A 14,533-nucleotide genomic window follows, 5' to 3' on the forward strand; every position below is an offset into this window, starting at 1 on the left:
CGCCAACCCGCTCCTCCACCGGGTCGTTTGCACTCGACATCGAGTAAGGCTTACCTTACGCGAACAACGTTCGCATCGGAGGTCGTCATGCCCGAAGCCGCGCCACCCACCCCGTCCCGAGCCACTCCCGGGACGTCACCCGGCCCGACGCCGGTCCACGCCCAGGACCCCGCCCAGGACCCCGCCCCGGAGTCGCCGCCCACCCCGCGCGCCCCGCACGGGGAGCACGCCCGGCACGCCAGGCCGGGCCTCGTCCTCGCCACCGTCTGCCTCTGTCAGCTGATGGTCACGCTCGACGCCAGCATCGTGAACATCGCGCTTCCCGCCATGAGCGAGGCCCTCGGCTTCGTCGACAGCGCGCTGCCCTGGGTGGTCAACGCCTACGCGCTGGCGTTCGGCGGGCTGCTGCTGCTCGGCGGCCGGATCGCCGACCTGGTCGGGCACCGCCGCGCGGTGCTCTCCGGTCTGGTGCTGTTCGGGATCGCCTCGGTGCTCGGCGGGTTCGCCCAGACGCCCACCCAGTTGGTCGCCGCCCGCGCCGGACAGGGCGTCGCGGCCGCCGTACTGGCCCCGATCGGCCTCACCCTGATCATGGTGACCTTCGCCGAGGGACCGGCCCGGGCCCGTGCGCTGGGCATCTGGTCGATGGTGACCGCCGGTGGCAGCGCGCTCGGCGTGCTGCTGGGCGGGGTACTCACCGACCTGCTCGACTGGCGCTGGGTGTTCTTCGTCAACGCCCCGATCGTGCTGGTCGGCGTCGCCCTGGCAGCACGCTCGGTGCCGGCCTTCCGCCCACCGCGCGCCGGCCGCCCGGACGTACTCGGCGCGGTCCTCGGCACCGGTGCGACGACCGCCCTGGTCTACGGACTGATGGAGACCGACCGGCACCCGTGGGGCTCGGCCCGCACCCTCGGCACGATCGCCGCCGCCGTTCTGCTCGGCCTCGCCTTCCTGTTCTGGGAATCCCGGTTCGCACAGGCGCCGATCGTCCGGCTGGGCGTGCTCCGGGCCCGTACGGCCTGGGTGGCGAGCACGGTCGTCACGCTGCTCGGAGCGGCCATGCTGGTCGGCTTCTACTTCTGCTCGCTGCATCTGCAGAACGTCCTGCACTACGGCCCGCTCGCGGCCGGAGCCGCGTTCCTGCCGTTCTGCGCCGGAACGGCGGCGGGCAGCATGATCGCGGGCCGGCTCACCGCCCGCTTCGGTGGACGGGCCACCCTCACCGGCGGCCTGCTGCTCGGGGGCCTCGGCATGCTCTGGTTCGCCGGACTCGGCGTGGACTCCGGCTACCTCACCGCCTTCGTCGGCCCCTCCCTCGTGGCCAGCGTCGGTGTCGGCATCTGCATGGTCTCCAACACCGCGATGGGCACCTCCGGCGTCGACCCGCGGGAAGCCGGCCTGGTCAGCGGACTGCTCAACGCCGGACGCCAGTGCGGCGGGAGCATCGGCCTCGCCGTCCTGTCGACCCTCGCGGTGTCCGCCACCCGCCGGGCCGCGGAGGACGGCGACACCCCCCTGGCCGCGCTGGCGGCCGGCTACGACCGGGCTTTCGTGGTCACCGCCGCCCTGCTCGGCGTGGCGGCGCTGATCTCGGTGCTGTTCGTGCCCGCCCGCAAGGCGGCCTCCGGGCCGCAGCCGGCTCGGCCGCGCTGACGGAACCGGAGGGCGCGGCCCGGCGGAGACCGGTCCCGTTCCGAACCGGAGGGTCGGAACGGGACCGGCGGCGCTCCGGACGCGGCCGGGCCGGACTCCGGACCGGCCGCGGGTCGGGGCCCCGGCGGCCGGGGGCAGAGCGCTCAGGGGCCGAGCACTCAGGGCCCGAGCGTTCAGGCACCCAGAGCCCGAGCGTTCAGGCACCCAGCCGTACGGACGTCCCGCCGGGCGGCCGTGAACCGGGCGGCCGGCGCATTCGCCGGGCGGCCGCGTCAGTAGATCAGGTACCCCGGCCGGTGCCCCTCGTCCTCGATCTCCCCGGTGGCCTGGGCCCGCAGCTTGCGGGACAGCGCCTCCAGGGCGCGCGAGGCCGCGACCTCCTCGCCGATCCGGGCGAGCGGTCGGTCCTCCACACTCTTCAGCGCTTCCCCGTGCGCGGTGAGGCCCGGCGCTCGCGCCCCGGTCAGCCGCGCGTTGCATCCCGTGTGGACGCCGTCCTCCTCGAAGCTCAGCTCCACATCCCACTGGTTGTGCATGCCACACCTCCTGGCGCCGGCCCCCTTCGCGCCTGCCCGGACCGACACGGGCAGTGGCCCGTGGCGTCCGCTCACACCAGCGTGCGCCCGCCACCAGGGCGGCGGCAAGCGGACGCCGCGCCCCGCGCCCGGCGCAGCTCCGGGGGTCGGCGCCGCGCCCCGGCGGTAGGCTGACGACAGCGCGCCAGAACCGCGGGACGCCCGGGAGGCATTCCGTGCGGACGTCCCCCTTCTTCCGGAGGACCGGCGGTGCGGCGCGGGCAACGACCTTCGGGTGGTCCCTTCGTGGCGGTCTTCGTCCTGGCACTCAGCGCCGCCTGCTGTCTGGGCCTCGGTTTCGTCCTCCAGCAGCACGCCGCGCAGCGGGCCCCGCGTGCCGACCTGCTCCGCTGGCGCCTGCTGCTGGACCTGCTGCGGATGCGCGAGTGGCTGCTCGGCACCGGCTTCATGGTCTGCGGGCTCATCCTTTCCGCCCTCGCCCTCAACCAGGGCGAGGTCTCGCTCGTCGAACCGCTGCTCGCCACCAACCTCGTCTTCGCCATGGCCCTCTCCCGGGTCCTGACCAAGCAGTCGCTCGGCCGCTCGGGCTGGGCAGGTGTGCTGTTGCTGGCGGCCGGGGTGACGGCGTTCATCGTGGCCGGCCGCCCGACCGGCGGCGGCCCGCCGGCGAGCGAACTTCGGCACTGGCTGGTGGTCGGGACGGTCGTCGGCCTGACGCTGCTGCTCGTGTCGACGGCCCGCCGGATGCCGCTGTTCGAGGAGGCGACCCTCCTCGCCCTGGCGGCCGGCCTGCTCTACGGGCTCCAGGACGCACTCACCCGGACCACCACCCAGCGCCTCGACCGCCAGGGCCTGGACGCGGTGCTGGGCAGCTGGCAGCCGTACGCGGTGGTGGCGGCGGGCGTGGTCGGGCTGCTGCTGGTCCAGAGCGCCTTCGAGGCCGCGCCGCTGCGCATGTCGCTCCCGGCGCTGACCGCTGCCCAGCCGATCGCCGGAATCGCCTGCGCGGTCGGCTTCCTCGGCGACCGGCTCCGGGTCACCCCGGGCGCCCTGGCGTGGGAGGTCGCCGGGCTGCTGGCCATCGTGACCGGGGTGGTGGTGATCGGCCGCCACCCCGCGATGCCCGGTGCCGTCGGCAAGGACTCGAAGCGCTCCGGGGAGAAGCCCACCGAAGAACCCGGAGCCGAGTCCGGCGAGGAACCCCGCGAGGACCCGGACGAGGAACCCTGCGACGAGGGCCCGGGCGGCACGGCAACCGTCGGCCGGGGCCCCGGCGACACGAACAGGACGGACGCCACGAACGGGACGAACCGGGGCGACATGGGCAAGGGTGGGAAGAAGAACGGGCCGAAGCGGGCCGGGACGAAGCGGAACAGGGCGCAGGGGAGCGACATGGCGGGCAACGACACGAGCGGCCGCAACGACGACCGCCACGACGGCGCAGACGGAGCCGGCCCGCTCCCGGGCGCCCGCTGACCGGCCGCCGGAGCACGGCACATGTGCTGGAGCGCCCGGGCGGACCTGGTGGTCGGCGGCGCGGTTTCGGCCGTCGGCGTTCTCTGCCTGGTCCGGGCCCACCGCGCCGGACGACCTGAACGGCTCGTGCTGGCCGCACTCCCCCTGGTCCTCGGCGTGCACCAACTGATCGAGGCCGCGGTCTGGCTCGGCGCCGACGGGGACCTACCCGCCGGGACGGCCCGCTGGGCGGGCACGGTCTGGGCGGTGATCGCCCTGCCGCTGCTCCCCGTCATGGTCCCCGTCGGGGTCCGCTGCGCGACCGACGGCGGACCGACCCGTCGCAGGCTGCTCACCGCCGTCGCCCTCCTCGGCATCCTCGTGGCCGTCCCGTTGGCCCTCGCCGTCGCCGTCCGGCCGGTGACCGTGACCGAGCACACCCACACCCTCACCTACGGCGTCGGCGTCCCGTACCCGGCTCTCCTCCTCCTCGGCTACCTCCTTGCCACCGTCGGCGCGCTCCTCCTCAGCGGTGACCGTTCGCTTCGCCTCCTCGGTCTGCTCACCGGTGTCGGCGCGCTGGTCTGCGCCCTGCTCTGGCGGCTGGCGTTCGTCTCCACCTGGTGCGCCCTGGCCGCTCTCGCCTCGCTTCTCCTCCTCCACTGGACGGCTTCACCTGGTCGGCCCCCCACCGTCGGGGTGTGACAGGAACCGGTTGCCGGTCGGCGGGCCGACCGCAGGTCGCCCCTGGATCGGCGGCCCCCGCCGACGGCGGCCCCGCGGAATCGACCTGACCTGCCCCCCCGGCCCGACCCGCCTGCGTGGCCGTCCGGGTCAGGCCCCGACTGCGGTGGTGACCGCAGGCCGTTCTGCCGGAGTGCTGCCCGTGTCGGCGACCGCTTGCGGTCCACGGCCTCGCTTGCGGTCCATCTCGCGCCACTCCGGGCGCAGGCCGGAGAGCGTGGTGGTGGCGAAGTACAGACCGCCGCACACGAGCAGCACGGGTACGAGCCCGACCAGGGCCACGGCCGCGCCGCCGAGGAGACCGCCCAACGGGATGCCGGCCCAGGCCAAGGAGTCGCCGAGGGCGTTGACCCGGCCGAGCAGGTGGCGCGGTACACGCTCGAACTGGACGGCGCCGAGGATCGGATTGAGGAATCCGGAGCCGAAGCCGCTCACCGCGAAGACGGCGAGGACGACACCCATCGGTGCCCCCAGGGCCAGGACCAGGAACCGCGGGGCACCGCAGAGCAGGAAGCCGGTGAAGAACACCGTCCGGCGCGGCAGCCGGTGGGCGACGGCTGCCGCGATCAGGCTGCCCCCGACCGCCGCGATCCCCCAGACGCTTCCCGTCAGACCGATGGCGGCCGGACCGCCCCCGGACTCCTGGGCCCAGACCGGGACCAGGACCGTCATGAACGCGGCGTCCAGCAGGTTCGTCACCGCGACCATCACGATGATCGTCAGCAGCAGCGGGTCGCCCCGGAGGAAGGTGAACCCCTCCCGGAACATCCGCCAGTAGCCGATCGGCGGCGCCCCGGGTTCGTCCACGCGCTCGGCCACGCGCCCGGTCCGGTGCCCAGGCGCGGGCTCGGACGACGGCGCGGCCTCGGTGAGTGGCAGGGCAGCGGCGGCGTGCGGGGCGACGGCCCGACCCATGCCCCGTGGCAGTGCGAGTGCGATGACCAGCGAGCCCAGCGCGAAGGCGACCGCGTTGACGGTGAGGCCGACCATCGGGCCGAGCAGCGCGACGAGAGCTCCGCCCACCGCCGGGCCGGCCGTGGAGGCCAACCGCTCCGTGACCCCGGACAGCCCGGTGGCCCGCTCCATCGGGACGCGGCCCCGGTCGGCCGCCTCGGGGACCATGATCTCCTTGGCCAGGTCCCCCGGGCCGCGGGCCGCACCGATCACCCCGACCATGACCAGCAGCAGCCAGAACGGCAGCAGGTCGAGGCCGTGCAGCAGTGGCACCAGACCGGCCACCACGGCGCTCACCGCGTCCGCCGTCCAGGAGACGACACGCGGGCCGAGCCGGTCGACCACGGGCCCGGTGAGGGCCTTGACCAGCACGTACGGCGTCAGCTCGACGAAAGCGACCAGGCCGGTCATGGTCGCGCTGCCGGTGGTGGCGAGCACGAACCAGGGCAGGGCGATGGCCGAGACCCGCGTCCCGGTCAGGGAGACCGCCATCGCCGCCAGCACACCGACCAGCGGCCGGAGGCTGCGCGGCGCGGCTGCGGCATCGGCAGCCCCGGCGGCACCGACGGCGGAAGCGTCCGTACTCCGCGCGGTCATGATCGTTCCTCCGGTTCCTCAGGTGCCGCCGCCACCGGGTCGGGGAGCACCTGGACGACCACCGCCACCCGCTCGGTGCCCTCCGGTCCCGCCGAGGCCGGATCGGCCCGCCGGTAGCGCGCGACCACCTCCGTCAGCTCCGCCGCCAGTTCGCGGGCCTCCTCCGGGCTGAGCCGGAGCACCGAGTCGCTGAGGTCCAGGGCGTGCCGCCAGTCGCTCGGCATGGTCTCGTACGCGTTGAGCGCCGTCTGCGCGGTGACGGTGTGCCCCGCGACGATCGACCTCAGGTAGCCGAGCGCCGCCTCCGGGTCCTCGTCGGCGAGGTTCGCGTCCGTCCACCAGGTGACCTGGTGGACCGCCTTCCACCACCGCTCGCGGGCGTTGCCGCGTTCGGTGTCCTCCGCGACGAACCCGGACGCCGCGAGCTGGCGGAGGTGGTAACTGGTCGCCCCCGAGTTCAGCCCCAGCTGCCCGGCGAGCCGGGTGGCGGTGGACGGGCCGTGCTTGCGGAGCAGCCCGATCAGTTGCACGCGCACCGGGTGGGCCAGGGCACGCAGGCCCTTGGCGTCGAGCACGACATCGGTCTGGGGATCCGGGCTGTGCGGCCATCTGCGGTCATCGGTCATGACAACACCATAGAACCGCAAACAGTTCTTCGCAAAGGGTTTTTGCGAAGAACTGTTTGCGGTTCTATGGTGGAAGGGCCTGCGCGGCGCGCCGGCACCGCCCCCGACGGCCCGCCGTCAGTCCCCGGCGACCGTCAGCACGAGCACCACCGTGACCCCTCCACCGGGCGTCTGCTCCACGCCCAGCCGTCCCCCCGCGGCCCGGACCAGCGCGGGCACCGAGGGCCCGGCCGCGTCGCCCGCCCCGCCGGGTTCGCGCCCGTCCGCCGGGCCTCCGGGTTCGGCGGCCCGGACCCCGGCCGGCAGCCAGTGCCGGGCCTCGGGGAGCTCCGACGGCCCCTGGTCCACGACCCTGAGCTCCACCCGGGCCAGCTCACCCGCGGGGACCTCCGGGGACCCCGGGAAGCCGGGGAACCCGAGCCCGCCCGGACCGCCCGGACCGGGCACCGGATCGATCCGGACCAGCACCCTGACCCCGGGCGGATTGCGCCGGACGGCGTGGTCGACCAGCCCGGCCAGCGCCGCCTCCAGACGACGGGCGTCCGCCACCACCACCGGCAGGCCGACCGGTATCCGCACCGACACCGACGCCGACCGGCCGCCGCCGCGCAGCACCCTGCGCACCACGTCGGCCACCTGGACGTGCCGCGCGTCCGGCACGCAGCCGCCGGCCCGGTCGGTCCACCGCAACCGTTCCAGTTCGGGTCGCGACAACGCCTGGGGTCCGACCATCCCGCCCGAGCCCGCCCGGAGCGGGCCGCCGAGCCCGCCGCCACCGGCCGGCGACGCGCCGAACCCGGCCGTCGAGCCCGGTCGACCGACCCCGCCGGCGCTCTTGACCAGCCACGAACCCGCCAGTCCGCCGGACCGTCCGAGCGGACCCAACCCGCCCAGCGCCCGGGCGCCCGACGCCACGTAGTCCCAGAGCTTCCCGCTTGCCATCGCCCCGCCCCTCGTACCTCGCGGACCGTCTCCGCGGAATCCCCGGCGAGCCGGTGCGGACCGTCTCCCCGGTCCTGCGACCAGCCTGCGCCAGCGCCGCCCGGGTGACAATCCGGCCCCCGGCCCTAGGCCGACCCGCCCACCCCGCCGACCGGAGGAGTCGACACCCGCCGACCGGCGGGGGCGCACTTCCCCGGCGCGCGCAACCACCCTCCGCAAGCCCCGCACGCCCCCCACCCCGAACACGGACACCCTCCACCCCCGATCCGCCCGATCCGCCCGATCCGCCCGATCCGCCCGCCGACCCTAGACTGGCCGCATGGCCCGGCTCAACAACCAGGTCAGGGAGCTGCTCCAGGAGTACGCCGACCTGATCTCGATCACCGGCGGGGACGCCTTCCGCGCCCGCGCCTACGAGAAGGCCGCCCGGGCGGTCGGCGGCCACCCCGACGACATCGCCGGACTCGACGTCAAGGGCCTCCAACAGATCCCCGGCGTCGGCAAGTCCACCGCCGAGAAGATCGCCGGGTACCTCTCCACCGGCCGGATCGAGGCGCTGGAGTCGCTGCGGGCCGAGATCCCGACCGGGGTCCGCGCGATGATGTCCGTCCCCCACGTGGGCCCCAAGCGCGCCCTCGCGCTCTACCGGGACCTCGGCATCGCGTCCGTCGACGAGCTCGCCGAGGCGGTCCGCGCCGACCGGCTGAGCGAGGTGGCGGGCTTCGGCGAGCGGAGCGGCGAGAAGATCCTGCACGGCATCGAGCTGATGCGGCAGTCGGGCGGACGAACGCTGCTGGACGTCGCCACCGCGCAGGCCGAACAGATCGTCGCCGCGCTCGCGGCCGTCCCCGGCTGCACCCGTTGCGCGTACGCCGGCTCGCTGCGACGCATGCGCGAGACCGTCGGCGACATCGACGTGCTGGCCACCGCGGAGGACTCGGCGCCGCTGATGGCCGCTCTCACCGGGCTCCCCCAGGTGGCCGACGTGATCGCCGGCGGTCCGACCAAGACCTCGATCCGCACCACCGACGGTCTCCAGGTCGACCTGCGCGTGGTGCCCGAGGAGGACTGGGGCGCGGCGCTGGTGTACTTCACCGGTTCCAAGGCCCACAACATCAGGCTGCGGACGATCGCCGTCCGGGCCGGGCGGAAGCTGTCCGAGTACGGACTGTTCGACGCCGAGAGCGGGGAGAAGATCGCCTCGGCGACCGAGGAGGAGGTCTACGGGGCGCTCGGCCTGCCGTGGATCGCGCCGCCGCTGCGCGAGGACCGGGGCGAGATCGAGGCCGCCCTGAGCGGCGAGCTGCCGGACCTGGTGACCGAGGCCGACCTCCGGGGCGACCTGCACACCCACACCGACCTGACCGACGGGCTGGCGGGTCTGGAGGAGATGATCGACGCGGCCGCGGCGCGCGGCTACTCCTACTACGCCGTCACCGACCACGCGCCCGACCTGGTGATGCAGCGGATGACCGACGAGAAGATGCTCGCCCAGCGCGAGCGACTGCGCGCACTGGCGGGCCGCCACCGGCGGATGCGGCTGCTGCACGGCACCGAACTGAACATCGGCCCCGACGGCGGCGTGGACTGGCCGGCCGACTTCCTGGCCGGTTTCGACGTCTGCGTGGCCTCGGTGCACTCGCACTTCGGGGCGGACCGGGCGGCCCAGACCCGTCGCCTCGTCCGCGCCTGCGAGAACCCCCACGTCCACGTCATCGGCCACCTCACCACCCGGCGGATCGGCCGGCGCGGCCCGATCGACGTCGACCTGGACGCCGTGTTCGCGGCCGCGGCCCGGACCGGCACCGCCATCGAGATCAACAGCTCTCCCCAACGCCTCGACCTGCGCGACGAGGACGTCCTGCGCGCCCGGCGCCACGGGGTGAGTTTCTCGATCGACAGTGACGCGCACGCCACCCCGCACCTGGCCTACCCCCGGTACGGGATCGGCACCGCCCAGCGGGCCTGGCTGACCACCGAGGACGTGATCAACACCTGGCCCTGGCAGCGGCTGAAGCGGTTCCTGCGCAAGGACGCACTGCGGTGAGCGTCCGCCCGGAGGGGCGTGGCCGCCGGCCCCGGACACTCTCCGCTCTCCCACATCACCCCGAAATATCCGATTGGGGAGAATCTGTCCACCGAACCCCTGGTGCACCGGCCCGGCGAGGAGCATGATGGTGGTGAACCTGCGAGGTAGTTGAGGGAGTTCGACCGCAGGAGGCAGTGGCGACAGATCGAGACGGATCAGGGTCTGCCGCTGGTACCTCGGTCGACGATCGAACTGTACGGCCGGAGGACGCGACGTCCGGAGGCCACCGCCGCCTCGCAGGTTCCCCACGTCCGTGGTTCCCCGCCTCCGGCTACGCGCCCGTCCGCACCGCGTACCCCATCTCCCAGGCGTGCACCGCGATGCCGACCCGGTTCGACACGCCGAGCTTGCGCTGGATGCTCGCCACGTGCGTCTTCACCGTGCCCGGGGAGATGAAGAGTTCCGCGGCGATGTCGGCGTTGGTCCGGCCCGCGGCGACCTGCCCGGCGATCTCCACCTCGCGCCCGGTCAGCGGCGCCACCGGCGCCGACCGGCGGTCCGTCCGCCGGGTCTCCGTGACGTGCTGCAGCAGCCGGACGGTGACGGACGGGCTGATCAGACTCTCCCCGTCCGCCGCCGCCCGGACCGCCTCGGCCAGCAGCGCCGGACCGGAGCGCTTGAGCAGGAACCCCGAGGCGCCGTGCCGCAACGCCGGGTAGACGTACTCGTCGAGGTCGAAGGTGGTCAGCACCACCACCCGCACCGGTGTGACGGCGCCCGGGCCGGCGAGCCTGGCGGTCAGTTCCAGGCCGTCCATCCGCGGCATCCGGATGTCCACCAGCGCGACGTCCGGGCGCCGTTCCGCGGCGAGTTCCAGCGCGGCGAGACCGTCGGCCGCCTCGCCGACCACCGTGATGTCGGGCTGGGCCTCAAGGATCCGCCGCACACTGCGCCGGACGGCCTCCTGGTCGTCCGCGATCAGCGTGCGGATGGGCTCCGGGTTCGGACTCGTCACGGGGGGCAGTCTCGCACGGCGGCGCCGACCGCCCGCCCCGGGATCAGGAGGGCCGGCCCTTGAGGTCGGTCGCCCGGCCGTCGCGCAGCACGGCCACGTGCGGCGGCACTTCGACCCGGAACCTCGCGTCGCAGTCGGCGAGGCCGGAGCAACTCGCCTCCAGGTGGAGGGTGTCGCCCTCCAGCCTCCAGTCGGTCGTGCTCGTGCCGACGACGTCGGCCTTGAACCAGCGCGTGACCTTGATGTCCTGACGGTCCGCCGTGACCAGGTCGGTGGGCACGTGATGCGCCACGACGACGTCCAGCGTGGTGCCGGCGTAGCCGAAGAGCGTCGACTCGGGCTCGGCCTCCTCGGCCCGGGCGCAGCCCGTGACGGCAGCCAGCAGGACGACTGCGGTCACGGCTCCCAGGACGGGCACCCGGCCCACCGCCCGCCCGGGGCGCCCGAGCAGGAACGCCCACCTTCCGGGGCGTTCGGCGGCGCTCCCCGGCCTGGCGGCCACGGCGGCGGGCGCGACGGCGGTGTTTCGCGGCGGGGCGGCGGGCGCGACGGCGGGGCTGGGCACGACGGTCATGAAGGGCCTCCTGCGGCGGGAGCGGTCCGGCGGCACGACCGGCGACGGCGGCCCTGCGTGGTGGCAGGACCCGCGTGCGGCGGTCGCACCGACCCGTTGACGCGGATCGGAGCAGCGCGTCGGCGCTGCCGGCTTCGATCACAGTGACGAGGATCGTCCTTCGACGGCCCCCTGCCATCTGCCGTTCGGCAGATCTTCGGCGGAGGACCTTCCGCCCGCGCCCGACCGATCGGCCTGTCGCGCGGGAAGCACGCAGCCGGTCCGCCAGCCCGCAGGCCGCCACGGTCCCGCCGCCAGCGTGCCGCCGTGCGCCGAGACGCGCTCGGCGAGTCCCACCAGCCCGGTGCCCCCACTGCCCGGGCGGCGGCGCAGCAGGCCCTTGACGCCGCGTCCGCCACCGCCGGAGTCGGTGACCGACACCTCCACCGTCCGGAGGCCGCCCGGGCCTGCCGCCACGCGCACCACCACCTCCGCGGCCCCGGGAGCGTGCCTGCGCACGTTGGTCAACGCCTCCAGGACGACGGTGTAGGCCGTGGCGTCCGCCTCCGCCGACAACAGCCCGACGGTCTCGGGCGCTGCCTCCAGACGGGCCCGGACGGCGCCCGTCGCGGCGAACCGACCGACCAGTTCCGGCAGTTCGGCCAGCCCCGGCACACGGGTGGTGCCGGCCGTGCGACCGGCCGCGCCGCCGACGCCCACCTCGCCCTCCCGCTCCCCGACCCGCCCGCCGACACCGTTCCCGGCGCCCTCCCCGTCGTCCTCCCCGTCGTCCTGCGGATCCCTCAGCGCGCCGACCATCGCGTCCATCGAATCCAGCGCGCGCAGCCCGGCCTCCTCCAGCCGGCGCAGCAGCGCGGCCGTCTCCTCCGGATCCAGCCCCGGCAGCTGGCCCGCCTGAGCCTCCAGCACGATGCCCGTGACCTCGTGCGCCACGAAGTCGTGCAGCCCGCGGGCCACTTCGAGACGCTGTGCGCGCCGGGCCCGGGTCACCGCGCGCTCCCGACGGGCGTCCAGCGCGCGCAGGTAGAGGCTCGCCCCGACCACGACGGCCAGCGGCACCAACGAGCACAGCACGGCGATCACGGAACCGGTCCGGCCGCCGTCCGGGACCCTCACGGTGAACCGCAGCGGCACCACGGCCGCCGCCGTCACCACCGCCACCCCGACCGCGCCGGCCCACCGTCCGCGCGCCCGGCGGGCCACCCGTCCCGCCAGCACCAGCAGGGCCGCCCACTCGAACGGCAGCCAGAGGGCGGGCAGTCGGTACGGCCCCGCGTACCCGAGGTCCAACGACAGCGAGGCGACGGCCACCGCGCCCGCCGCCGCCACGAGCGTCACCCGTCGCGACGGCGACGGCCACGGCAGGACGGCGACCAGCGCCGCCAGGGCGGCCGTGCCCGCGACCAGCAGTGCGGCGGTGTGCTCACCCGCATGTGCCAGTGCGGCGGGCGCGAGCAACAGCAGCGCGACAGCGGTGCCCAGCGGTCGGCGGGCCCGGGCGGCCCGGGTCGGGAGGGAGGAAGCGGCGGCGGGCCACGGCTCGGCCGGGATCCGGGCCTGCGCTCGATTCGCCGAAGGTTCAGCACACATACGGACGAGCCTACGATCCGGCCGGTCGTTCACCCGCTCGGGCCAACTCTCCCGGGGGAGGCGGAGATCCTCCCGGAGGAGGGGGGCAACCCCCACCGCAGCGGGAGGTGCGACGGCCGTACACCGATCAGTCTGGTGCGTGACCGCAACACCTCGCCGGAGACACCCCGGCCCCGGACCCGGCCCACCCGGACCCCGCACGGCGCCGACCGACTCCGACCACCGTCGAAAGGACCCGTCCCATGCGCCGCCCCACCACCACGACCGTTCGCACCGCCTCCGCCACCGCCCTCTGCCTGCTGGCGGCACTGGTCACCGCGGCGCCCGTGACCGCAGCCCCCTCCGTCACCCCACCCGCCGTCACCGACGCCCGGGAGACGGGCGGGACCGGCGGGACCGGCGGGACGGGCCAGCCGACCGTCCGCGTGCGGGGCGGCGGCGGAGCCACCCTCACCAAGGACTTCTCCGGGATGGAGGGCGACCTCGTCCGGTTCGAAGTCGACGCCCGGACGGACCTCAACAACGCGCCCGGCCACGCCCGGGGCCGCTTCCACGTCACCCACCACCGGCCGGACGGCGCCCTGGTCGCCGACTTCGAGGGCACCCTCGACTGCCTCGCCGCCGGCGGGCGGACGGCGATCACCACCGGTGTGGTCACCGGCGGGTCGGCGCCCTGGTTCCCGGACCTGACGCTCGTGGGTTCCAGGGTCTCGCTCACCGTCCAGGACGACGGGCGGAACGACCGCCTGGGGTGGCTCTGGGGCGCCTTCGGGATACCCGTGTCCGACTGCCAGGGCACGGTACCGTTCATCCGTACCGACACCGGCAACTTCACCGTCCGGGGCTGAGCCCCGCCGCACCCCGCCGCACGGAACCGGAGGACCCGTCCGATGTCCCAGCCCCGTACGCCCTCCGGCGTCCTCCCCCGCCCGGGCCGCACCTTCCGCCCGGACCCGGTCAGCCGCGCCGCACGGGTCCCCGGCGCAGCGGTGGCCGGCCGGTGAGCGACGCACCCGACTACGGCCGGCTCGCCCTCGTCGGCCCCTACTTCGCCCTCGACGTCGCAGCCGCACCGGACCAGGGGCCGCCCCCGGGCTTCCGTCCGCTGCGGGAGCTCTACGCCCCCGGCCCGGACGGACCGCTGGCCGACCGGGTACGAGAGGTGGCGCGGCGGCTCGGGACGGCCGAGCCCAGGGTCGCGGCGTCGATCCTGCACCTCGGCCTGGCCGCCCGGTTCTGCTCGGTGGGCCTCGGTGCGGCCGTCCTGCTCGGCGAGGTGCCCGAACTGGACCCGGACCGGGCGTGGGTGCGGGTCCCCGAACAGGGACCGGTCGACCTCTGGATGCCGTCCGGGCCCGCCCGCGCGGACCGGGGTTCCCTCGTCGACCGCTTCCACCGGACCGTCGTCGAGGGGCAGTTGGTGGTCCTGGAGGCGGCCGTCCGGGCCGTGGTGCCGCTCTCCGACGGGCTGCTCCGGGGCAACACCGCCTCGGCCCTGGCCGGCGCCCTGCGCATGCTCGACGCACACACCGCGGAGCACGCCACCGCCCGCACCTCCCCGCCGCCGGAGGCCACCTCCCCGCCCCACGGCCCCGCGCGGGCCCGCTCGCTCGTCGCCCAGGTGCTCGACCGACCGCCGCTGACCGGCAGCGGAACGTTGATCGCGACCCGGGTCCCCGGGATCCCCGGGCACCCGGACGCGCTCGGCGGTACGGCGTTCCGTCGCACCAGCTGCTGCCTGTACTACCGCGTCGGCCCGCAGGCGGGCGTCTGCGGCGACTGCTGCTTCACCCGCCCGCCCCGCCGTCCCTGACCGCG

Annotated in this window: 12 protein-coding genes and 1 pseudogene; 6 read left to right on the plus strand and 7 right to left on the minus strand. The window is 75.2% G+C overall.

What is annotated here, in order from left to right; translation table 11 throughout:
• The first annotated feature begins 87 nt into the window (after positions 1–87).
• Complete coding sequence (locus PUR61_RS09855; protein ID WP_329877852.1) at positions 88–1,653, plus strand: MFS transporter; 1,566 nt, start codon at positions 88–90, stop codon at positions 1,651–1,653.
• Between the two features lie 272 nt (positions 1,654–1,925).
• On the opposite strand, the gene PUR61_RS09860 is transcribed toward PUR61_RS09855, so the two are convergent.
• Complete coding sequence (locus tag PUR61_RS09860) at positions 1,926–2,189, minus strand: dsRBD fold-containing protein (RefSeq protein WP_329877854.1); 264 nt, start codon at positions 2,187–2,189, stop codon at positions 1,926–1,928.
• A gap of 285 nt (positions 2,190–2,474) precedes the next feature.
• On the opposite strand from PUR61_RS09860, the pseudogene PUR61_RS09865 reads away from it, so the two are divergent.
• Both PUR61_RS09865 and PUR61_RS09870 read left to right on the plus strand, forming a co-directional pair.
• Positions 2,475–3,341: pseudogene (locus PUR61_RS09865) on the plus strand (DMT family transporter); the annotation flags it as partial.
• 345 nt (positions 3,342–3,686) lie between these two features.
• Positions 3,687–4,349, plus strand: coding sequence for a DUF6629 family protein (locus tag PUR61_RS09870; RefSeq protein ID WP_329877856.1), 663 nt, complete (start codon positions 3,687–3,689; stop codon positions 4,347–4,349).
• A 129-nt stretch (positions 4,350–4,478) separates the two neighbouring features.
• Here the strand turns inward: PUR61_RS09870 and PUR61_RS09875 are convergent, their stop codons facing one another.
• From PUR61_RS09875 to PUR61_RS09885, 3 genes are all read right to left on the minus strand, one after another.
• Positions 4,479–5,939 carry an MFS transporter gene (locus PUR61_RS09875; RefSeq protein WP_329877858.1) on the minus strand — a complete coding sequence of 487 codons (1,461 nt, stop codon included), beginning with the start codon at positions 5,937–5,939 and terminating at the stop codon, positions 4,479–4,481.
• Positions 5,936–6,565, minus strand: coding sequence for a helix-turn-helix domain-containing protein (locus tag PUR61_RS09880; RefSeq protein WP_329877860.1), 630 nt, complete (start codon positions 6,563–6,565; stop codon positions 5,936–5,938). Before PUR61_RS09880 ends, PUR61_RS09875 begins: the two co-directional genes overlap by 4 nt.
• A 117-nt stretch (positions 6,566–6,682) precedes the next feature.
• Complete coding sequence (locus tag PUR61_RS09885) at positions 6,683–7,507, minus strand: hypothetical protein (RefSeq protein WP_329877862.1); 825 nt, start codon at positions 7,505–7,507, stop codon at positions 6,683–6,685.
• A 319-nt stretch (positions 7,508–7,826) separates the two neighbouring features.
• Between PUR61_RS09885 and polX the strand changes: the two genes are divergently transcribed.
• A complete protein-coding gene (gene polX / locus PUR61_RS09890) occupies positions 7,827–9,554 on the plus strand; it encodes a DNA polymerase/3'-5' exonuclease PolX (RefSeq protein WP_329877864.1) in 1,728 nt (575 codons plus the stop codon).
• Between the two features lie 313 nt (positions 9,555–9,867).
• Here the strand turns inward: polX and PUR61_RS09895 are convergent, their stop codons facing one another.
• The 3 genes from PUR61_RS09895 to PUR61_RS09905 all read right to left on the minus strand — a co-directional run bounded on the left by PUR61_RS09895 (position 9,868) and on the right by PUR61_RS09905 (position 12,715).
• Complete coding sequence (locus PUR61_RS09895; protein ID WP_443035142.1) at positions 9,868–10,560, minus strand: response regulator; 693 nt, start codon at positions 10,558–10,560, stop codon at positions 9,868–9,870.
• A gap of 34 nt (positions 10,561–10,594) precedes the next feature.
• Positions 10,595–11,125, minus strand: a complete 531-nt coding sequence (locus PUR61_RS09900; protein ID WP_329877868.1) for a hypothetical protein — start codon at positions 11,123–11,125, stop codon at positions 10,595–10,597.
• A 138-nt stretch (positions 11,126–11,263) separates the two neighbouring features.
• Entirely contained in the window at positions 11,264–12,715 is a 1,452-nt protein-coding gene (locus tag PUR61_RS09905) for a sensor histidine kinase (RefSeq protein ID WP_329877870.1), read from the minus strand.
• Between the two features lie 242 nt (positions 12,716–12,957).
• On the opposite strand from PUR61_RS09905, the gene PUR61_RS09910 reads away from it, so the two are divergent.
• Complete coding sequence (locus tag PUR61_RS09910; protein WP_329877872.1) at positions 12,958–13,563, plus strand: hypothetical protein; 606 nt, start codon at positions 12,958–12,960, stop codon at positions 13,561–13,563.
• A gap of 152 nt (positions 13,564–13,715) precedes the next feature.
• Positions 13,716–14,528, plus strand: a complete 813-nt coding sequence (locus tag PUR61_RS09915) for a (2Fe-2S)-binding protein (protein WP_329877874.1) — start codon at positions 13,716–13,718, stop codon at positions 14,526–14,528.
• The last annotated feature ends 5 nt before the right edge of the window (positions 14,529–14,533 follow it).

This window comes from Streptomyces sp. BE20 (genome assembly GCF_036322525.1).
In the GTDB taxonomy this organism is placed as follows: domain Bacteria; phylum Actinomycetota; class Actinomycetes; order Streptomycetales; family Streptomycetaceae; genus Kitasatospora.

What these genes read in the sequence shown, in the direction of transcription:
- PUR61_RS09855 (WP_329877852.1), top strand. Translation starts at nt 88, where the DNA reads ATGCCCGAAGCCGCGCCACCCACCCCGTCCCGAGCCACTCCCGGGACG.
- PUR61_RS09860 (WP_329877854.1), bottom strand. Translation starts at nt 2,189, where the DNA reads ATGCACAACCAGTGGGATGTGGAGCTGAGCTTCGAGGAGGACGGCGTC.
- PUR61_RS09870 (WP_329877856.1), top strand. Translation starts at nt 3,687, where the DNA reads ATGTGCTGGAGCGCCCGGGCGGACCTGGTGGTCGGCGGCGCGGTTTCG.
- PUR61_RS09875 (WP_329877858.1), bottom strand. Translation starts at nt 5,939, where the DNA reads ATGACCGCGCGGAGTACGGACGCTTCCGCCGTCGGTGCCGCCGGGGCT.
- PUR61_RS09880 (WP_329877860.1), bottom strand. Translation starts at nt 6,565, where the DNA reads ATGACCGATGACCGCAGATGGCCGCACAGCCCGGATCCCCAGACCGAT.
- PUR61_RS09885 (WP_329877862.1), bottom strand. Translation starts at nt 7,507, where the DNA reads ATGGCAAGCGGGAAGCTCTGGGACTACGTGGCGTCGGGCGCCCGGGCG.
- polX (WP_329877864.1), top strand. Translation starts at nt 7,827, where the DNA reads ATGGCCCGGCTCAACAACCAGGTCAGGGAGCTGCTCCAGGAGTACGCC.
- PUR61_RS09900 (WP_329877868.1), bottom strand. Translation starts at nt 11,125, where the DNA reads ATGACCGTCGTGCCCAGCCCCGCCGTCGCGCCCGCCGCCCCGCCGCGA.
- PUR61_RS09905 (WP_329877870.1), bottom strand. Translation starts at nt 12,715, where the DNA reads ATGTGTGCTGAACCTTCGGCGAATCGAGCGCAGGCCCGGATCCCGGCC.
- PUR61_RS09910 (WP_329877872.1), top strand. Translation starts at nt 12,958, where the DNA reads ATGCGCCGCCCCACCACCACGACCGTTCGCACCGCCTCCGCCACCGCC.